Origin of the sequence: Cytobacillus sp. FSL R5-0377, from assembly GCF_038004385.1 — a bacterium.
GTDB lineage: Bacteria > Bacillota > Bacilli > Bacillales > Cytobacillaceae > Cytobacillus.
This window is the reverse complement of sequence record NZ_JBBORA010000001.1, coordinates 1,670,534-1,690,372: the sequence shown is the minus strand read 5'-3', so window position 1 is coordinate 1,690,372 and position 19,839 is coordinate 1,670,534. Positions and strand designations below refer to the sequence as shown.

The window sequence follows — 19,839 nt, the reverse complement described above, 5'->3', positions numbered from 1 at the left end:
AAGATGCCTGGCGAAAGCTCGCCAGGCTTTATTCAATGTTTAATCCGATAGATAACCGATGCCAGCCAATTAGCCAGAAAAAAGATGGGATTTCCCTGAATATTCTCATGCAGAACTAGTTCATCCACTCTCATGCTGTCATACATTTCTCCCTGTGTTTTCCCCTTTGCTTTGTTTTCGTCTTCATTCTTTTTTAGAGCCGTCAACAAGCGGTATTGCATAGGCAGAATCAGAAGCGAAAACAAAATATACAAACCAAGAATTCCCCAAAAAAGCTTAAAAAACATATTGTCTCCTCCTAGTTAATTCCATTTTACATCATCTCTAAGAGGATGTATCGGGAACGTATGTTCCTTAGTTGTGCATAAATTCGCCGCTTACTAAATAAGATGAAGTATCATCCAAGAAAAGAGGCGATCCAACCATGATTACAAAAGAGATGCTGGCCCGTTATGATGAGCTGAACCGCAGGAAAAAGGACCTGGAAGCAGAGCTGGATAAATTGAAGGACCTGTTCCACCAGTATTTTGATACAGCCGTAGGACAGAATGAAAAAGGGGAAGTCAAGATCGATAGCTACAAATTGCAGAGGCAGATCAGAAGAACAGAGAAGTTCGACCCGGTTCCAACTGTCAGCAAACTGGAGGAGCTGAATCTTATCGATCTGATTGAAAAGCGTCCGGATGAAGGGAAAATAAAATCCGCCATGGACCTTGGATTGATTAAGGATACGGACCTAGAGGGATTCAGAATCTCGAGGACTACTGCCGCTCTCCTGATTAAAAAGCTGGATTAATTTCTTTAAAAATGTATTTGACCTTCACGCTGCGTAAAGGTGTATCGTTATTAACAGAAAGTGCTTTCTATATTTTTCAATGTCTAGCTGCGGCGTCTAGCCCCTTGGGATCATAAGCCAACTCAATCCGAATCAGGATTTCCTGTGTGAGTCACTTATGCCTGTTGGGCTTGCAGGATGTTTTGACTTCAATTTTCGTCACAGGATGTGGGGGATTGAAGTTCATCTGGAGGCGCTCCCGCTTTTCTTGTAAGGGGGACCATCGCATGGAATACACAGTGCAGAAGCTCGCGAAGCTGGCCGGGGTCAGCTCGAGGACCCTCCGGTATTATGACGAAATAGGGATTCTTAAGCCGGCAAGAACCAATTCGTCGGGATACCGGATCTATGGTCAAAAGGAAGTTGACAGACTGCAGCAGATTTTATTTTACAGAGAACTGGGCATTAGTCTTGATCAGATAAAGGAAATTATCACAGCACCTGCTTTCAATGCGGCTGATGCACTAAAGGAGCACCGCGAGAAACTCCTTGAGAAAAGAAAGCAGCTTGATCTGCTTATTACGAATGTAGATAAAACGATCGCGTCAGTGGAAGGGAGAACGAAAATGTCTGATAAAGAGAAGTTTGAAGGGTTCAAAAAGAAAATGATTGAAGATAACGAGAAGCAATACGGCAAGGAAATACGGGAGAAATATGGTGATGAGACAGTAGATAAGTCCAATGCCAAACTCATGAATATGACCCAGGAGGAGCATGAGGCTGTAACCAAACTGGCCGAAGAGGTGAGCAGCACTTTAGCTCAGGCCATGAAAACGGGCAATCCGGATGGTGAGCTGGCCCAAAAAGCAGCCGGCCTGCATAAGCAATGGATCACTTTCTACTGGAATGAATACAGCAGGGAAGCCCACGCCGGCCTGGCGGAAATGTATGTAGCAGATGAAAGGTTTAAAGCTTATTATGATAAAATTGGTCCAGGTGCAGCCGAATTTCTGAGAGATGCCATTCTCATTTATACAGGACAGCAGTGAGGAGGAAAGCGGGTGGGGCTGCCGGCTGCTTTTTGCGGATTTTATGGCCATTCCGGTGTCAGTGATGCTGTTTTTCCAGTATTTCAGCACTAAAGCTGTGTGGCTGCAGCAGCTGGCCTGGAATCCTGCTTGAATTTATATCTGATGCAGTCCTTAAAATATGAGGCTGAAAAATAATGAAAGCGGTCAGCAAAGCTGGCCGCTGTTTTTCTGGATTAATAGTGAAAGCTATGGAAACACTTTTTACAGCAGCTGTCATGCCGTTCAAATGCGCATTTTTTACAGCAGCAATGATGAATTTCAGGTGTGCATTTTCTGCAGGAGCAGCTTTTATGCTCAAAAGAGCATCTTTTGCAGGGACAGTGGAATTTAAAATCGCTTGTGCATTTCTTGCAGCCGTGATGTTCAGGCTCTTCTTTCTTTTTGCAGCAGACCTTTTTCTTGTAATAATATTCTTCAACACAATAATGGCACATGGGTTTCACTCCTTTCCTCCTACCAATATATGAAGGAGAAACCAGAAGGAAAGAGCCCTTGTCCATATTACATGAAATATCCGCAAATGCCCTCTTTTTGAGGAGGCTGAAGTAACATTGCCCTCTCCAACCTACTAACCCGTCAAAATGACAATCCCATGCAGTATGTTATACTAAAGGAGCCATAAAACTCCCAAAATTGGAGGAGAGTTCATGTACACTGTTTTTTCAACATTCGACGTTCCCGACGAAAAGTCGGAAGAAGTCATTCGCATATATAAAAATAGAACACGGTCGGTTGACCAGGCTGAGGGGTTTGTCGACTTTCTGCTGCTGCAGAATGATAAGCGCCCCGGCGAACTGACTGTGCAGCTCATTTTTGATACAAAAGAAAACTATTTAAACTGGCTCCGGAGCGAAGATTTTAAGAGAATCCATGATCTGGAGAAAAAGTATCCTGATCAGGAGCTCGCTGCGGTGGTACCGAAGGTTTCTCAATATAAGGTGGTGGCTAAGTGAATTATGAAAAGATCGTAAACAGCATAACCGAAAAGATTTATGAACTTGAGCCTTCCCTGCTGGAGCGGTTCGGTGAAAAAGGGAAAGAGAAGTGCCGAGAAGACAACCATCATCATATGAAACATCTCGAGACTGCTTACGAGCTGGATCAGCCTGCTTTTTTCATTGATTATGCTGTCTGGCTTGAGGGCATTTTAACAAAGCATGGGATGAATTCACAGCACCTGATCGACAATTTTGAAATCATTCAGGCTGTTTTGGCTGATAGTATGGATTCCGATGAAAAGAGAGAGAAGTTTCATCTTTACCTTGCTGAAGCTATTACTGTTTTGAAAGGTGAACATGTGAAGGGAGGCGCGTAAGATGCAACAGGCTGAACTACTCGCTGCTCTATTGCTGGAAGGAAACTCTGCGAAGGTCTGGGATAACCTTCAAAAGAATTCCCATCTATCACGGATCGAAGTCTATCAAAATCTGATTACACCTGCTATGCAGCACATCGGGTACTTGTGGGAGACGAATCAGATCACAGTGGCTGATGAGCATCTTGCTACAGCTACCTGTGACTTTGTGTTGTCAAAGCTCGCTTACCAGCGTGAAAAAAGCCAAACAGGCAAAAGGGCCATGTTTCTTTGCCTGGATGGGGAGCAGCATTACATTGGGCTGAAAATGGTTAACAGCCTTTTTGAAGAGAACGGATGGGAGACTAAATATTTTGGCCCGAGTCTGCCCTTGGAATATGCGCTGACAACGGCAATAGACTGGAAGCCAAGCGTCATCGGCATGTCGGTCAGCATTGTTTATCACCTGCCGAAATTAAAGGAATATGCCGACGCCTTTGCCAAACTTCCGCATAAGCCGACAGTTCTGCTTGGAGGACGGTTAACCGGAAAGTATGACCTCCTTCCTTACTGCTCCGATCAAACAGTTATTCTAAAAGATTTGCCGCAAACAAAAGAATGGCTGCAAAACCATAAAGTGGGAGGACAGCAAAATGCAATATTTTAACCATGCGCTTCCTCTTGCGTTTTTAAAAGCGGACAAGAATGGAAAAATCGTCAGCTACTCTAGTATAGCAAGGGAAACATTTGACTTGAGCGGCGGGCATTTAAAGGGAATCATTGATGAGGAAAGCATTGAGAAGATGATTCAATACAGCTGGGAGCCTGGTGTGGATCCTGTGAAGCTGGAATTGAATATGAAAACCAGGGAAATGCAGCTCTGCTTATTTGAGGTTCATATCCAATGGGACAGCGAGGATTATGCCAATATGCTGTTTTTGCCAAAGGACAGCTCAAATGAAGGCTTGATGGATAAGCTGATGCAGCTGCAGGAGCGCCTGGCGTCAACAGATTTTGAGCTGCTGGAGAAAAAAGAAGAGCTGGAGCAAGTGCTGCTCCGCTTAAATCAGTTGTCTGGACCATTTATTCCGCTGTCTGATACACTTTGCCTGATCCCTTTATTTGGCGATATAACCGCAGATAAAATAAACGTTATTTCGGAAAGCTGCCTGAAGGCTGTCTTTGCAGGTGAATATGACGAAATTCTTTTTGATCTGACCGCTGTTGGGGAAATTGAAGATAAAGGCATAGAGAAATTCACCCAGCTGATTAAAACCTTGAACTTTATGACAGGCAGCATCATCAAATTGATCGGAATAAAGCCAAACCTGGCTGAAGTGCTTAATAACTATAAGCTTGATGAATGGGTGCAGATCGATCAGTCCCTGAAGCAGGTTTTAAATGTCTATTTTAAAAGGAATGAACGGGGGGCCTCTTAGGAGGTCTTTTTTTGCCGCAAATGGAAGAACGCCGAAATTTCATAAAGTGACAGGCACCACCCGAAATTTGTCGAAACAGAGAAATATCCTTGCGAGGGTATTTCTTTTTTTTGTTTCCAAAGGCGAAATAGTTTGACAATTATTCCGTTTAAAATCATGATAGTAAGTAAACTATTTGAAAGTCGGGGGCAGAAAAAATGGGTTTGCCGAAGGAGAGGCCTAACAGTCAAACGGAACAAAAGGGTTCCTTCATAAGAGATTTGACTGCTGAAAACATATCATCGGGAATCATTGCAAGCACACTGGTTATGACCGGGCCTGCCCTGATCATCCTGCAGGCGGCGTCAGCAGGGGGGTTCACCGATCAGCAGACGATTAACTGGATGTTTGCGGTTTATTTTTTTGGGGGTGTCTACAGCATCCTGCTGCCGCTTTTATACCGGATGCCCATTACAGGAGGGCATTCGATTACCGGTGCGGCCTTTTTGGCGACTGTGACTGCACAATATTCGTATCCAGAACTGATTGGCGGATATGTCATGTCCGGCCTGCTGATTTTTCTGGTTGGCATTTCTGGCCTGTTTACAAAAATCATTGGCTGGGTGCCGAAAGAAGTCATCGCCAGCATGCTTGGCGGGCTGGTCGCCAGCTATGTAGTGAAGCTCGTACCAGCAATCCAGGAAATGCCTTTTGTTGGAGGAGCGGCTTTGGTCAGTTTTCTGCTTTTTACGAGATATGTGAAAAAGTTCCCGCCTGTGCTAGCGGCTGTTGCAGTTGCCTTTGCGGTCTTATTTTTTACAGCAGATTTGAATGCAGCAAAAGACATATCATATTTTTTGCCGTCAATCCAGACACCGGAATTCAGCTGGATGGGGCTTGTAACGATTGCTCTGCCGCTGGCAATGCTGATTCTGAGCAATGATGCGGCACCAGGAATCGGTGCATTGGAAAGCGGAGATTTCAAACCCCCTATTCGGAAAATTGTTTCATCAAGCGGCATATTCTCCGTGATCACGAGCTTCTTTGGCGGACAGTGTGCCAATATCGCCGGCATGATGAGTGCTATCTGTGCCGGACCGGATTCCGGTCCCAGGGAAAAAAGGTATATGGGAGCAGTTGTGTCAGGAGCGATTACGATTGTCTTCGGCATTTTCGCCTGGAAAATCGTTCCCTTTATCCAATCGCTCCCCCAGGCTTTCATTTCATTGCTGGCAGGGTTCGCCCTCATTGGCGTCCTGCATTCAAGCCTGCAAACGGGCTTTTCCGGAAACCGATACCGATTAAGCGCCCTCTCAGCTTTTATTGTCACTTTATCAGGCGTGAGCATTCTTCATATCAGCGCTCCTGTTTGGGGACTTGTTGCCGGAGCGGTATTGGCCCGGACGGTGGAGAAGCATTAATGTGGTGACAGGCACCAGTAAAATGTGTGGAAACGAAGGAATGAGTTTGGGAGCTTGATAGAAAAATGCTCAGTGTTTATATGGGGGAAATGCAGGGAACTATTCCCCGTCTTAGCCATACAAGGCAGCAAAACAAGCGAATCTAGTAACTTCTTCATTGCCTGGACCAAATATTGTCATGGGTGGTATGATGGGTGAAAGCAGGGGCTTTCCTGCTTTAAAGCCTCATAGTTTTGTTCAAATATGAGCGAGCACCATAGATAGATCCAAAAACAGACCTGGAGCTGTATCAAGCTGCGATGGAGGTCCTGTCCATTCGGTGGAAAGATCCTGCAGAATACATATAGAATGTGATGTTTAGCCTCGAGCACAGACCAAGGATATCCACTTACAAAAAGATATTTTCAGCTGGTGTGCGACATACTAGGAAGGCTGGAGCAGGGGAAGGGCATGCTTGATTCTTCCACTGGGTGCGGATCTATCTAGTAATCTTTATATCTAGGGGGGAAACCGTGAAAAATGAAAAAACAGAAATTTTAAAAGATTGGCGCTTGCATGCCATTGTGCTTGTTTTGGTGGCAGCCACTGAAGCGATCGGACAGATCAGCTTTAAAGTAGGCGCTGGAGTTATTCTGCTGCTGCCTATGCTTTATGCTTTTTTCGTGGGGCTGGGTCTTTACTTCACTCCTCTTATTAAAGAAAAACAGGCTAAAAATGCAGAGCCCCTCATCGTGCTGGGGGTTACTCTGTTAATTGCGAAAATTGGCGTAACAATTGGGCCGCAAATCGAGGCCATTATTGCGGCTGGGCCTTCATTGCTGCTGCAGGAACTTGGTAACCTGGGAACAATCTTATTTGCGCTGCCAGTGGCTATTTTTCTTGGCTTTAAAAGAGAATCCATTGGCATGACCCACTCAATTGCCCGTGAGCCGAACGTGGGGCTGATTATGAATAAATACGGATTCGATTCGCCAGAAGGCAGGGGAGTAATGGCTATTTATATTTTCGGTACTGTGTTTGGTGCTGCCTTCCTGGGACTGATTTCCGGATTCCTGGCCACCATTACCCCGCTCCATCCATTGTCTTTCGCGATGGCATCAGGGGTGGGAAGCGGAAGCATGATGGCGGCTGCCAGCGGATCACTCGTTGCTGCCTTCCCTGAAATGGAGGCGCAGATTGTTGCCTTCGCAGGCGCCAGTAATCTTCTTTCACTTTCAACAGGGCTGTATGCAAGTATTTTCATTGGACTCCCTCTTACTGAAAAGCTGTACAGCATAATGATAAAACGCAAAGAGCAGAAGGATGCGGACAAAGGGGGAGATATCCATGCTTAAAAATATAACAGAGTGGTTCCTGATATTATGTATATTCGGTCTTTCAGCGCTGATCGGTAACTGGGTAGGCTACGATATCCTGCCGTCTGCAGCCATTCCGGGCATGCTTGTGTTAATTGTCATCAGTGTACTTGGTCTTATTCTTGAAAAAGTGCTGCCAGGTAATATTCCGAGTGTCGGATATATTGGGATTATCGGAATCATCGTTTCTATTCCTGGAGTACCTGGATCACAGTACGTTGTCGAATGGACAACCCAGGTCAATATCCTGGCTCTTGCTACCCCTATTTTGGCTTATGCAGGCATCTCAATCGGAAAGAACTGGGCTGATTTTTCCAAGCTGGGTTGGAGAAGCATTATTGTCGCAGTCTTCGTGTTCTTCGGAACCTTCATTGGATCTGCCGTAATAGCCGAGATTATTCTGCGGATGCAGGGAATTATTTAATGATTGCAGCCTGGCAGGAGAATACTGCCAGGTCTTTTTGGCTCGAATATCCACAGTGTTAATAGTATCCAAAAAAATAAGAAAGAGTGAAGCCTATGAACCTTTATGAACAGCTAATAAAAGGTTATGACCAGGAACTGACCCGCTCAGGTGTAAACGGCGAAAGATTGGCTAAAAGACTTGATGAGCTTTCAAGGATAGGCCTCATGGGTAGCGGTGGAGTGACCCGCCCAGGCTATTCTGCTCAAGAGAAAGAAGCGAAGGAGCTGGTTACCAATTGGATGAAAAGCGCCGGTCTTACTGTGACAGCAGACGGTGCAGGAAATGTATTCGGCAGATTGGAAGGAAAAACAGATGGCCCCTCAATCGCTTCCGGTTCCCATGTTGACAGTGTTCCAAATGGAGGGCACTTCGATGGGCCATTAGGGGTTCTCTCAGCATTGGAAGTTGCGGAGTCATGGAAGGAAACAGGATACATACCGGAGAAGCCGTATGAGGTTGTGATTTTTTCAGATGAAGAGGGTTCAAGATTTAAGAGCAGCTTAACAGGCAGCCGGGCATTTATGGGTCTGCTGAAGCCGGAAGAAATGGATCACCTGCGTGATGAAAATGGCAAAACGTTTCGTGAAGTGTTAAGCGAATATGGCAGCAGTGCTGAAGAGTGCTTAAAGGCAGGAAGAAACAGGCGTGACATCGAAACCTTCGTGGAGGTCCATATTGAGCAGGGGAAGGTGCTGGAAAGAGAGAATCAGCCAGTTGGTGTGGTAAAAGGCATTGCTGGTCCAGCCTCTCTGGAGGTAACGTTTACGGGGGAAGCGGGCCATGCGGGAAATACGCCAATGGCTGGACGCAGAGATCCCTTAGTGGCTGCCTCATTGTTTGTAGCGTCTATCGAGAAATTTCCAAAGCAAATCTCCGATACGTCCGTTGCGACTGTTGGAAAGCTGAACGTACACCCGAATGGCTTTAATGTCATCGCTCAGGAAGTAATATTAACAGTGGATATACGGGATATTTTTGAAGAAACCCGTGATCAGCTGCTTGATCAAATTAAGAATGAAGCCCGAAAAATAGCGGACGAACGAAGTATTGACGTGAAAATGAAGCTGAATGCCAAAATCAAACCTCTGCCAATTAATGAAAATCTGCAATCTGGCATAGCAGAATCCCTGGAGAAATTCGAGATTAAACCTGTTTATATCCCAAGCGGTGCCGGCCATGACACGATGATTGTCGGAACTGAAATCCCAGCGGCTATGCTGTTTGTCCGCAGCAGGGATGGCATCAGCCATAATCCCCGGGAATGGACGTCATTAAATGACTGTGTATATGGTGTCCATGTTTTGAAAGATTTTGTTGAAGGGCTTATGAAAAAATAGCAAAAGGAGCCATCCGCATGAGTATCCGCCACATAACCCTATCAGACGCCCAGTCCCTGGCAGATCTGATTACACAAGTAGAAAACGATTCAGACTACATGCTATTTGAGCCCGGTGAAAGGCAGACATCAGCTGAAGCGCAATTTAAAAGAATTGAAGCTATCCAAAAAGAAGATCACTCAGCCATAATTGTAGCAGAACAGAACAATAGATTGATCGGCTTCGTAATGGCTATCGGCGGTGCAGCAAAGAGAAACAGGCACTCAGTCTATCTCGTTGCAGGCATTCTTAAGGAACACAGAGGCCAGGGCATCGGCACTATGCTGTTTGAAGAGCTTGACCGCTGGGCGCGTGAGCAAAATATCCACAGGCTGGAGCTTACAGCCGTTATCCATAATCATGCCGGTATCGCCCTCTACAAAAAAGCGGGTTTCCAAATTGAAGGCACCAAAAAACATTCGCTCATGATAAACGGTAATTTTGTTGATGAATACTATATGGCTAAGCTGATATAGCAGAAAGGTCATTTCCTATTAAACAAGGGGAATGGCCTTTTTCTTCTTAAAAATTTGTACACAGGCGGCACTTCGGACAGAACAAGCGGAAATCACATTGCTAGAGTCTTGAACCTGGGTCAACTTCGGACAGAATAAGCGGAAATCACGTTGCTAGAGTCCGAACCTTGGTCAACTTCGGACAGAGAAAGTCAAAATCGCTCCCCCAGAGTCCGAACCCCGTAACGCTTTAAACAAAAAAGGCACGACCCCCAGCCAACCTAGGTTAATAGACCGATCTTAAGGTAGAATTTCCTATTTTATTTCAGAAATCCCAGTATTCCCAAGGCATTCGGCATTCATTTTCACTAAACATAATGAAAAATCAGAATTTTATTTGAATTCAAAACAAGTAATCTTGTATACTTGTAATACAAGTAACTTAAAAACGCTTACATTCAACATTCAGCAGGAAAGGGAGGATTTTATGATTAAGAGAAAGTGGAAGATTATCATATCGGTTCTGACACTGGTTTTCATTGTCATTGTTGGCGTACGGACTGCAGCCGAAAACGAGGATAAAAAGTTCGTTTCTGTTGCGACTGCATCAACTGGAGGTACATATTACCCGATAGGGGTTGGAATGGCTAATATTTGGAGCAGCCATTTAAAGGATGAAAAAATTCAGGCGAGCGGTCAGTCTTCAGCCGGCTCTATTGAAAATATTGAACTGCTTCGTGAAGGGGAAGCGCAGCTAGCTATCCTGCAGGGGTTAATTTCTTCACAAGCCTATGCAGGGGACGATTCCTTTGAAGGGAAACGCTATGAGGATCTCCGAACGATCTCGATGCTATGGCCAAATGTGGAGCATTTTGTGCTGATGAACAATGATATCAAAAGCGGGACGATCGACGATATAAAAGGAACACGATTCTCTGTAGGGCCGCAGGCAAGCGGTACGGAGCAATCCACAGTCGTGATGATGGAAGGACTCGGTCTTACGAAAAAAGATATTTCTCCTGAGTATCTTGGCTACAGTGACACAGTTTCCGCGATGCGTGACGGAAGACTGGATGGAGGTTCACTGCCTGCGGGGATCCCGATTTCTGCAGTGACGGATATGTATGCAAGTAATGTAAAAGCTTCGATTTTGGAAGTAACCGATGAGCAGCTGGATGCCATTAATGCAGTATCTGACAGCTGGTACCGCTATGTCATTCCTGGCGGGACATATCCTCGCATTGACGAAGATATCAACACCATTGCCCAGCCGAACCTTTTATCCACAACGAAGGAAATGGATGAGGAAACGATCTATACATTAACCAAAACGCTCTATGAAAATTTGGATGAAATGTATGAGGTTCATAGCTCTGCCAAGGAAATGACTCTGGAAACCGCCCTTGATGGTGTATCCGTGCCTTTGCATGCCGGAGCCTACAGATATTTTAAAGAAGCTGGTCTTGATATACCTGAAAATCTAATACCGCCGGAAGCGAAATAAAGGAGGGAACATGATGACAAAATCAACAAGCGAACCCATTGTACAGCCCGCTGATTTGGATAAAGAAGCAGGCGGAGGTATGCGCCTGCTTGAGGGGCCATACAAAAAAACTGCTGCCGCCATTGCTGTACTGTTTTCTGTTTTTGCCATTTATTCCAATGGATTATCCAATATTCAAGAGATATACAGAAACCTGATTTTCCTGGGTATTCTGCTGGTAATGACTTTTTTGTACTACCCTGCCGGCAAATCTTCCAATCAAAAAAGGTTTACATTACCTGACTACCTATTTGCGGCACTTGCCCTTGCTGGTCTTGGCTATCTGCTCCTGAATTATACAACGATTCATGTGGACCGGGGCTCCCAGCCGATAATGATTGACTATATTTTTGGAGCAATTACTATCATTGTCCTCCTTGAAGCATCAAGAAGGGCAGTTGGGATCTTTATCCCCATCCTGTGCGGAGGCGCAATGGTATATGCCTTGTTTGGCACATACTTCCCGTGGATCTTCGGACATGCGGGCTTTTCACTTGAACGGCTTCTGTACCGTCTTTATATGACGACTGAGGGTGTACTCGGATTAACGCTTTCAACAGCATCCACGTTCATCGTCATGTTCGTCCTGTTTGGAGCATTCCTCTCTGTCAGCGGCGCCACCCAGCTTTTCAATGATCTCGCCCTTGCCATTGCAGGCAGAAAGCGTGGAGGCCCGGCTCAGGTTGCGGTCATCTCCAGTGCACTGACAGGGTCTTTGAGCGGAAGTGCAGTTGCCAATGTTGCGACAACAGGAGCTTTTACCATTCCGCTGATGAAATCCATTGGACTTAAGCCTAAGTTTGCCGGTGCAGTAGAAGCAGCTGCTTCTACTGGCGGTATGATCATGCCGCCGATTATGGGGGCTGCGGCCTTCATCATGGCCGGGTTCCTTGGAATCTCTTATACGACGGTCATCCTGGCAGCAATCATTCCAAGTTTTCTCTACTATATCGCTTTGATCTTTGCCATTGATATTGAAGCGAAAAAGCAAGGACTAAAAGGGATCAGCAAAGAAAATATCCCGGATGTTATCAAAATTCTGAAGGAACGAGGGGTTCTCCTTATCCCGATTATCGTTGTTATCACAACACTATTAATGGGGAAAACAGCCCTTTTTGCCGGATTTGCCGGAATCGGCGCGGTCATCATTGCGAGCTGGCTGGCAAAAGATAAATCATCAAGAATTACCATTTCTAAAACAATTGAGGCATTTATCGAAGGCGGAAGAGGGACAATTCAAGTCGGGATCGCCTGTGCCGCCATCGGAATCATCATTTGCGTTGTTACTATGACGGGAATTGGATCTACATTAGCTTATAATATTGTCGAATTAACGGGCGGACAGCTTTGGCTGATTTTAATCGTTGTTATGATCACTTGCATCGTTTTAAGTATGGGACTTCCATCGACAGCTCTTTATATCGTGGTTGCAGTAACAGCTGCTCCAGCGCTTGTAGAAGCAGGCGTTCATCCGATTGCGGCACACTTCTTTGTGTTCTGGTTTGGTGCTTTATCAAATATCACGCCTCCGGTGGCATTGGCTTCTTATACCGCAGCGGGACTGGCCGGGGCCAATGCGATGCAGACGTCATGGGAAGCGCTTAGAATTTCATTGCCGGGCTTTATCATTCCATTTATGATTGCCTATAATCCTATCATTCTCCTTCAGGCAGCAGAGGGGGAGACGGTATCTATTTTATCAGTAGCGCTTGTAGTCATCACAAGCACAGTTGGCATTTACGCTCTGGCAAGTTCACTTGGAAACTACCTGAATGCCAAGCTTGTGATTGTTGAGAGAGTCCTGATGTTTGCAGGAGCTTTAATGCTCATTAAACCAGGCATGATTACAGATATCGCCGGACTCGGTATTTGTGTGTTCGCGATTTTATTCCACATCATCAGAGTCAAGAAAAGCAGTTCAGTCGAAATCACCATATAAGGAGCTAACAGCTATGAAAATCGAACGAAAAAAAATCTCGGCCCAGGTGCTGGATCAGCTGAAAGAAATGATAAAGGATGGCAGGTTCACGGCAAATAAGCCGATGCCATCCGAGAATGAACTGGCCAAACTGTTTGGCGTCAGCCGTGCGCCTGTTCGAGAAGCATTGAGTGTGTTATCTGCCAGTGGAATTATCGAATCCAGGCAAGGCGGCCGCAGCTTCGTCAAAGAAGTTAATATGGCAGACATGCTTGGATCGTTAGCGATTGAATACATTTCTGTGGAACAGGTTTTTGAGCTATTGGAGATGCGGATGGTTATGGAGACACAGGCAGCAGCAATTGCTGCCTTACGTCGTGATGAGGACGACCTGGAAAAATTGAAGGAAGCGCTCGATCAATTTGAAATCACGCTGACCAACCCTGAAGCGGTTGGCGATCAGGCAGATGTTACTTTTCATAAACACCTGATTGCTGCAACGAAAAATCGCTTCATGATACAAGTAATGGAAAATATAGATTATCTGTACCGAAAAGCCATTGCCTTTTCCCTCAAGAAGAATGTAGGCCTTCCGGCAAAGCGCGAACAGGTATATCAGGAGCATAGAAGCATTTATGCAGCTATTAAAGAACAGGATGAAGAACGAGCAGCAAAAGCGATGCGGGTGCATCTTGAGAATGTGTCAAATAAATTGAAGGTGAATGAAGGGGAAAGAAAGAAGGTGCCTTGTGATCACTGAACAGATTGTTGAGCGGCTTAAAAGCATCATGGATTCAGAAAAGCGCATTTTGCTTGAAAGGGCAGACCTGGTCTCTTATTCATATGATGGTTCATTTGGAGCCTATATTCCGGAGATCATTCTGCAGCCTGTTTCGACTGAGGAAGTGGCAGGCATTGTGAGGCTTGCAAATGAAATGAAAATCCCCGTCTATCCAAGAGGCAGAGGAACGAGTCTGAGTGGCGGCCCGCTTCCGGTTCATGGCGGAATGGTGCTTGACTTTTCCAGGTGGACTGAGAAGCTGATCATCGACCCGGAGGATACCGTTGCGATTGTATCTCCAGGTGTCATTACAGCCGATATTGACCGGGAAGCGCAGCGGCATGGACTGATGTATCCCCCAGACCCGAGCAGCTCCCATGTTTCCACAATCGGAGGGAACCTTGCTGAAAATGCAGGAGGCCCGCGCGGTTTAAAGTACGGAGTAACAAAAGATTATGTGCTGGGACTCGAGGTTGTCACCCCAGAAGGTGACATTATCCGGACAGGCGGCAGGACGGTCAAAAACGTCACCGGCTATGATCTGACAAAACTGATCGTTGGCTCTGAGGGGACGCTCGGCATCATTACAGAAGCGACCCTCCAGCTGATTCCAAGACCGCAGGCCACTCAGACCATGATGGTCATATTTGAAGACATTATTGATGCAGGAAAAGCGATTTCCGCAGTACTCACATCCGGCATCCTGCCTTCTAAAATGGAAATCATGGACCAGGCTTCCATCCAGGCGGTGGAAGAGTTTCAGCCGATTGGGCTTCCGATAGATGTAGATGCGATTATCCTGATTGAGCTTGATGGCCATCCAATCGCCATCAGAGATGAAAGCGAGCAGGTGAAGCAGGTATGCCTGGAAGTTGGGGCCAGGGAAGCAATCATCGCCAGGGACGGGGAATCTGCCGCAAACCTATGGAAAGCGAGAAAACTTGTTTCACCTGCTATCGTCAGGAAAAAACCGACGAAAATTTCCGAAGATGCCACCATTCCCAGAAGCAAGATTCCTGAAATGTTCAGAAGGCTACAGGAAATCAAAGCAAAATATGAAATTGACTTAGTTGTATTCGGTCACGCTGGAGACGGAAATCTGCATCCGAATATTATTACCGATAAAACAAATAAGGAAGAAATGAAATGCGTAGAAAAAGCAGTCGAAGAAATTTTCACAGCAGCGATTGAATTGGGAGGAACTCTTTCAGGCGAGCATGGAATCGGGACCATGAAAGCGCCATTTATGGAGATGGAGCTGGGAGAAGCGGGACTCGACATGATGAAACGAATGAAGAAAGCGTGGGATCCGAATAACATTATGAATCCGGGCAAAATTTTTCCCGAGACAAAAGGACAAAAGCTGGTGTTAGTCCATGACTAGCCAGCTTGCCTATAAAGAAACATTCGATTGCGTCCAGTGCGGTTATTGTCTCCCGGCATGTCCCACATACGCCACTATGGGGAAGGAAAGGCACTCGCCCCGGGGCAGGATTAATCTTGTGCAAATGGCGGCCGAAGGGAAGATAACCATTGATGAAATTACCGAATCGATGGAGCTATGCCTCGGCTGCCGTGCCTGTGAAACAGCCTGTCCAACCAATGTGCAATATGGAAAAATTCTTGAGTCATTTAAGGAAGTAAAAGCGGACGAAACACCAGCTCCATTCATGGAAAACATGGCGCTGCAGAAGGCCTTGCCGAATAAAAAATTGCTGGCAGCCATGAGAGCTTCACTTCGGGCCTATCAGCAAGCGGGTTTGAATTCGTTTGCCCGCAAAAGCAAGGTGCTCAGTATTCTTCCCGAACAGCTGCGTGCTTTTGAAGAAATTGCTCCGGCGGTGGAAATGCCAAATAAACAGCTGAGAGCAGGCACCCATAGCCTGGGGCGTAAGCTGAAAGTCCGTGTCGCATTTTTTACAGGCTGCATAATGGATGTGTTTTTTGCCAAAATCAATGACCTCAGCATCAAGCTGCTGAAGCATGCGGGCTGCGAAGTTACGGTAATCAAGGAACAAACCTGCTGCGGCGCACTGCAAAACCATAGCGGTGACACGGGAACATCCAGGAAGCTGGCGAAGGAAAATATCGCGGCCTTTGAAAAAGGGAGCTTTGACTTTGTCGTTAATGCGATTGGCGGCTGTGGTTCGATGCTTGTTGAATATGATCACCTTCTTGCTGATGACCCGGAATGGGCAGAGCGTGCCAGGGTGTTTGCGGAAAAGAATAAGGATGTAAGTGTAATTCTGAACAAACTCGGAATCAGCTTCAGCCGGGAACTATCAGGGGCTGTGACCTATCAGCCATCCTGCCATTTGCTGAATGTGCAGAAGGTGGCGGATGATCCCGTCCAGCTCCTCGAAAGCATACCGGGGATTACATATGTTCCGCTTCCGAAAGGAGAGATGTGCTGCGGATCGGCGGGGATTTATAATATTGTCCACTACGAAGAATCCGTGGAAATCCTTGATAGCAAAATGGAACAGGTCCAAAAAATCTCCCCGGACATCATCGTCACGTCCAACCCGGGATGCCATCTGCAGATGTGCCTTGGGGTCAAACGGGAAGGGCTTGAAGGCAAGGTCCGTGTTGTTCATATTATTGAATTATTAGCAGAAGCCTGCGGGATTGATCATAAATAAGGGAAAGGGTGGAGGATCATGTATGATTACATCATTATTGGCGGGGGCATTGTCGGCCTGTCAACAGGAATGGAGCTGCTGAACCGGTTTCCGTCTGCAAAAGTGGCTATCCTGGAAAAGGAAAGCCATGTGGCTGCCCACCAGACGGGCCATAACAGCGGCGTTATCCATTCTGGTATTTATTATAAACCTGGCAGCTTTAAAGCTAAACTTGCTAAAAAAGGCAGCGAATCCATGACAGAATTTTGCCGGAATCATGGTCTTGAAGTGGATATCTGCGGCAAGGTTATTGTTGCAAGCGAAGATTTCGAGCTCCCCCTCATCGACAATTTATATCAGCGCGGACTGGACAACGGCCTTGGAATCCGCATGATTGACAAGGAGGAGCTGCATGAAATCGAGCCGCATGTGAATGGAAAAAAGGCCATTCATGTGCCAATGGCAGGCATTGTTAACTATAAGCAGGTTTCCGAAAAAATGGCTGAGATCATTACGGAAAAAGGCGGAGACATTCTGCTGAACCATAAAGTTCTGGCGATTGATGAAAATGCTCAGGAAGTAATCGTTCAGACCAGCAGGAAAGAGGTTAGGGGAGTATATTACGTAAACTGCGGCGGTCTTCAATCAGACCGGATTGCAAAGCTTGCCGGACTCAGAACAGATGTCAAGATCGTGCCATTCAGGGGAGAGTATTATATGCTCAAACCGGAGAAAAGCTCGCTTGTCAAAAACCTGATTTATCCTGTGCCTAACCCTAACTTTCCTTTCCTGGGAGTCCATTTTACCCGTATGATTAATGGAACGGTCGATGTTGGCCCCAATGCAGTCCTTAGCTTTAAGCGCGAGGGATACAAAAAGACGGACCTGAATGTGGCAGATCTGATGGAGGTTGTAGCCTATAAAGGGTTCTGGAAGCTTGCAAAGAAATACATGAAAGAGGGAGTGGATGAAATGGTCCGCTCAGCATCCAAGGAGCTGTTCATGAAAAATGTCCAGAAGCTAATGCCGGATATCCAAAAGGATGATATTGTTCCGGGACCGGCCGGTGTCAGAGCGCAGGCCTTGAAGGACGATGGCTCTTTAGTCGATGACTTTTTCATTGTGCCCGGCAAACGCTCCATTCATGTCTTAAATGCACCATCTCCGGCCGCGACGGCATCCATAGAAATTGGAAAAGAGATCGTCAGGAAGATGGACGGAACGTTTAAGATGGAATCAGCTGTTTAATAACGATCGGAGAATAATTAAAATCCCCCTAAACCATAATATGGAAGAAGGGGGATTTTTTAATGAAAGCCACAACTGTGATAAGGCTGATGCATCTGGTTATACCCTGGATGACAATCGTTTTTCTGCCTAAAAAGTCATTCAATAAATTCTCAACAGTTTCTGTTTTTGCAGGTATTTTAGTGTTTATTTTAAGCACACTGGCTATCCCTTTTAAATGGTGGACAGTGGAAGGAGGGCACTTCAAGAAGCTGCTTAATGATCTAACCTTCATACTGGGGCCATTTTTTATCGGGACCCTCTGGATCTTCCATTTCACTTTTGGCAGTTTTAAGAAGTACCTGGCAGTAAATGCAATCATGGATCTTCTGTTTGCATACCCGCTAAATTACTTGTATGAAAAGTTTAAATTGTACAAGCTCGAAAAATTTAAGCCCATTCATATTTTCCTGTTCTTCACCTCTTATGCCTGGATTATATATGGGTACCAGGAATTCTTCCACCGGAATAACCGGTAAAAAAAAGCCGCTCCATCATGGAACGGCTTTTCATCTGTAATCAGCATTCTCCATTATGACACTCGACTCCGATCACACGGAAGCCATTTGCATCCAGTTCTTTCTTGATTTTATCCAATGTCTCTTCTGTCGTATCCTTCGGCAATGTAAAAAGGACACGGCGGATCAAGCTGACATGGAAGTTGGATGAATCCAGTGAGATAACACCCTGGATATCGCTGTACTTGCTGATTATGCCTGTCATCTTCTTCAAGGTACCCTGTGTACCATAGCTGCCCACAGTCAGTGTATAACTGCCGCGGTTCAGCCCCCACGCTTCCTCCAGCAGTTCAAGTACGGCTGCGTGTGTCAGCAGCCCAACAAACTGGCCATGATCATTCTCAACCGGGAGATAAGGATATCTCTTCAGCGTGATAAAGGCCTTCATGAAAGAGTCGTCCTCATTTATTACAGTCTGCTGGTCTTTAGCCAGAACTGTAATCGGGTCATCCAAAGAATGATTCTCTTTATATTCTAAAATATCGACCTTATAAATATTGCCTGCAAATCTTGTATGTGTGGCATCCAGAATAGGGACACAGCGGTAGCCGGTTTGATTTAAAAACTGCAGAGCCTTTTCCAAATTAAAGGTCTCATCACAAAACTTAACATCTTTTTTATCCACCATCTGATGGCGAATCAGCATGCGAGCATCCTCCTTTACCCCTAACCTTCTCTATTCTATGCCGGTGCCTTTTCGGCAATGATAAGAAATTAAGTGAAACCCCTTGTGAAAACTTGTAGAATAGGAAACAGCCATCATCATGAAAGGTGCTGAGAAAACGTGGAAAGCATTACAGTTGTATCGCTGCTGGATGTAATTGGAGAGCTGTTTTCCGATGAGATTTCCATTGCGGTTTCCAATAAGAGTGAATATATCTATTACCGGCCGAGCAAGCGCATCGATTTAAAAATCAGGCCGGGTGACAGGGTGAAGGAAGGAACCATCACCTATAAGGCATTAGGGACACAGCAAAGAGTATCGGAGTTTATTGACCGTGATGTCTTTGGTGTTCCGTATCACGGCATGGCCGTGCCTTTTTTGCATGAAGGGAAGCTTGAAGGCTGTGTAACGGCTATTTCTCCGGCTTTAACGGATGGAAAATCGGTTGTGACGATGAAAACAAATGATGGATGGATTCCTATTCCTTTTTCAGAGGTTGTTTACCTTGAGGCAAAGGATAAGAAGACATATGTACATACCGGCGGCCATTCAGGCACCCACAAATATTCGCTTCAGGATTTTGAGTATTCGCTGCCGAAGGACAGTTTCATCCGCTGCCATCGTTCATTTATTGTCAATGTCAATCAAATAAAGGAGATCTTTCCTGACTCGCATTCCACCTTTCTCCTTGTCATGAAAAACGGGGACCGGGTGCCGGTCAGCCAGTCTTATTCCAGCTATTTCAGGAAACTGCTTGGTTTTTAGAAAATTCTTTCTGTTTCAGCTTGGTAATTTGCTGTTTTATCCGAATATTCCGTAACATAACCGAAAAAGTCCTGGCTCCCTTTTTATCCGG

22 protein-coding genes are annotated in these 19,839 nt (G+C 45.7%); 19 read left to right on the top strand and 3 right to left on the bottom strand.

Annotation, left to right across the window (positions count from 1 at the left end):
* Window positions 1–32: 32 nt before the first annotated feature.
* On the bottom strand, window positions 33–287 hold the full coding sequence (locus NSQ49_RS08515; RefSeq protein WP_159862153.1) for a DUF3949 domain-containing protein: 255 nt from the start codon (window positions 285–287) through the stop codon (window positions 33–35).
* A 137-nt stretch (window positions 288–424) separates the two neighbouring features.
* Here NSQ49_RS08515 and NSQ49_RS08510 point away from each other — a divergent pair, with 137 nt between their 5' ends.
* Window positions 425–796, top strand: coding sequence for a hypothetical protein (locus NSQ49_RS08510; protein WP_251284559.1), 372 nt, complete (start codon window positions 425–427; stop codon window positions 794–796).
* Window positions 797–1,062: 266 nt separating this feature from the next.
* Window positions 1,063–1,824 carry a MerR family transcriptional regulator gene (locus NSQ49_RS08505; RefSeq protein ID WP_159862151.1) on the top strand — a complete coding sequence of 254 codons (762 nt, stop codon included), beginning with the start codon at window positions 1,063–1,065 and terminating at the stop codon, window positions 1,822–1,824.
* A gap of 58 nt (window positions 1,825–1,882) precedes the next feature.
* On the opposite strand, the gene NSQ49_RS08500 is transcribed toward NSQ49_RS08505, so the two are convergent.
* Window positions 1,883–2,287 (bottom strand): hypothetical protein, encoded by a 405-nt coding sequence (locus NSQ49_RS08500; protein WP_159862150.1) that lies wholly within the window; start codon window positions 2,285–2,287, stop codon window positions 1,883–1,885.
* 226 nt (window positions 2,288–2,513) lie between these two features.
* On the opposite strand from NSQ49_RS08500, the gene NSQ49_RS08495 reads away from it, so the two are divergent.
* The 16 genes from NSQ49_RS08495 (at window position 2,514) to NSQ49_RS08420 (ending at window position 18,280) form a co-directional block, all read left to right on the top strand.
* A complete protein-coding gene (locus NSQ49_RS08495) occupies window positions 2,514–2,819 on the top strand; it encodes an antibiotic biosynthesis monooxygenase family protein (RefSeq protein ID WP_341070664.1) in 306 nt (101 codons plus the stop codon).
* A complete protein-coding gene (locus NSQ49_RS08490) occupies window positions 2,816–3,181 on the top strand; it encodes a hypothetical protein (RefSeq protein WP_159862148.1) in 366 nt (121 codons plus the stop codon). The genes NSQ49_RS08495 and NSQ49_RS08490 overlap by 4 nt, the downstream gene beginning before the upstream one ends.
* 1 nt (window position 3,182) lies before the next feature.
* A complete protein-coding gene (locus NSQ49_RS08485; RefSeq protein WP_251284560.1) occupies window positions 3,183–3,827 on the top strand; it encodes a cobalamin B12-binding domain-containing protein in 645 nt (214 codons plus the stop codon).
* Entirely contained in the window at window positions 3,814–4,599 is a 786-nt protein-coding gene (locus NSQ49_RS08480; RefSeq protein ID WP_159862146.1) for an STAS domain-containing protein, read from the top strand. Before NSQ49_RS08485 ends, NSQ49_RS08480 begins: the two co-directional genes overlap by 14 nt.
* Window positions 4,600–4,796: 197 nt before the next feature.
* Window positions 4,797–5,999 (top strand): benzoate/H(+) symporter BenE family transporter, encoded by a 1,203-nt coding sequence (locus tag NSQ49_RS08475; protein WP_251284561.1) that lies wholly within the window; start codon window positions 4,797–4,799, stop codon window positions 5,997–5,999.
* 512 nt (window positions 6,000–6,511) lie between these two features.
* Window positions 6,512–7,333, top strand: coding sequence for a DUF3100 domain-containing protein (locus NSQ49_RS08470; protein WP_251284562.1), 822 nt, complete (start codon window positions 6,512–6,514; stop codon window positions 7,331–7,333).
* Window positions 7,326–7,778 carry a hypothetical protein gene (locus NSQ49_RS08465; RefSeq protein WP_159862143.1) on the top strand — a complete coding sequence of 151 codons (453 nt, stop codon included), beginning with the start codon at window positions 7,326–7,328 and terminating at the stop codon, window positions 7,776–7,778. The genes NSQ49_RS08470 and NSQ49_RS08465 overlap by 8 nt, the downstream gene beginning before the upstream one ends.
* 95 nt (window positions 7,779–7,873) lie before the next feature.
* Entirely contained in the window at window positions 7,874–9,157 is a 1,284-nt protein-coding gene (locus NSQ49_RS08460) for a M20 family metallo-hydrolase (RefSeq protein WP_251284563.1), read from the top strand.
* 17 nt (window positions 9,158–9,174) lie between these two features.
* On the top strand, window positions 9,175–9,672 hold the full coding sequence (locus NSQ49_RS08455) for a GNAT family N-acetyltransferase (RefSeq protein WP_251284564.1): 498 nt from the start codon (window positions 9,175–9,177) through the stop codon (window positions 9,670–9,672).
* Between the two features lie 466 nt (window positions 9,673–10,138).
* Window positions 10,139–11,155, top strand: a complete 1,017-nt coding sequence (locus tag NSQ49_RS08450) for a TAXI family TRAP transporter solute-binding subunit (RefSeq protein WP_159862141.1) — start codon at window positions 10,139–10,141, stop codon at window positions 11,153–11,155.
* 13 nt (window positions 11,156–11,168) lie between these two features.
* A complete protein-coding gene (locus tag NSQ49_RS08445; protein ID WP_251284572.1) occupies window positions 11,169–13,133 on the top strand; it encodes a TRAP transporter permease in 1,965 nt (654 codons plus the stop codon).
* A 13-nt stretch (window positions 13,134–13,146) separates the two neighbouring features.
* On the top strand, window positions 13,147–13,872 hold the full coding sequence (locus NSQ49_RS08440) for a FadR/GntR family transcriptional regulator (RefSeq protein WP_251284565.1): 726 nt from the start codon (window positions 13,147–13,149) through the stop codon (window positions 13,870–13,872).
* Window positions 13,862–15,277, top strand: a complete 1,416-nt coding sequence (locus NSQ49_RS08435) for an FAD-binding oxidoreductase (RefSeq protein ID WP_251284566.1) — start codon at window positions 13,862–13,864, stop codon at window positions 15,275–15,277. The genes NSQ49_RS08440 and NSQ49_RS08435 overlap by 11 nt, the downstream gene beginning before the upstream one ends.
* A complete protein-coding gene (locus NSQ49_RS08430; protein ID WP_251284567.1) occupies window positions 15,270–16,535 on the top strand; it encodes a (Fe-S)-binding protein in 1,266 nt (421 codons plus the stop codon). Before NSQ49_RS08435 ends, NSQ49_RS08430 begins: the two co-directional genes overlap by 8 nt.
* Window positions 16,536–16,553: 18 nt before the next feature.
* The gene (lhgO, locus tag NSQ49_RS08425) at window positions 16,554–17,762 is read left to right on the top strand and encodes an L-2-hydroxyglutarate oxidase (RefSeq protein ID WP_251284568.1); all 1,209 of its coding nucleotides are present in this window, start codon (window positions 16,554–16,556) and stop codon (window positions 17,760–17,762) included.
* Between the two features lie 62 nt (window positions 17,763–17,824).
* Entirely contained in the window at window positions 17,825–18,280 is a 456-nt protein-coding gene (locus NSQ49_RS08420) for a hypothetical protein (protein WP_159862136.1), read from the top strand.
* A 40-nt stretch (window positions 18,281–18,320) separates the two neighbouring features.
* Here NSQ49_RS08420 and cbpA read toward each other — a convergent pair whose 3' ends face one another.
* Window positions 18,321–18,965 carry a cyclic di-AMP binding protein CbpA gene (gene cbpA, locus NSQ49_RS08415; protein WP_251284569.1) on the bottom strand — a complete coding sequence of 215 codons (645 nt, stop codon included), beginning with the start codon at window positions 18,963–18,965 and terminating at the stop codon, window positions 18,321–18,323.
* A gap of 138 nt (window positions 18,966–19,103) precedes the next feature.
* Between cbpA and NSQ49_RS08410 the strand changes: the two genes are divergently transcribed.
* On the top strand, window positions 19,104–19,748 hold the full coding sequence (locus tag NSQ49_RS08410; RefSeq protein WP_159862134.1) for a LytTR family DNA-binding domain-containing protein: 645 nt from the start codon (window positions 19,104–19,106) through the stop codon (window positions 19,746–19,748).
* Window positions 19,749–19,839: the final 91 nt, after the last annotated feature.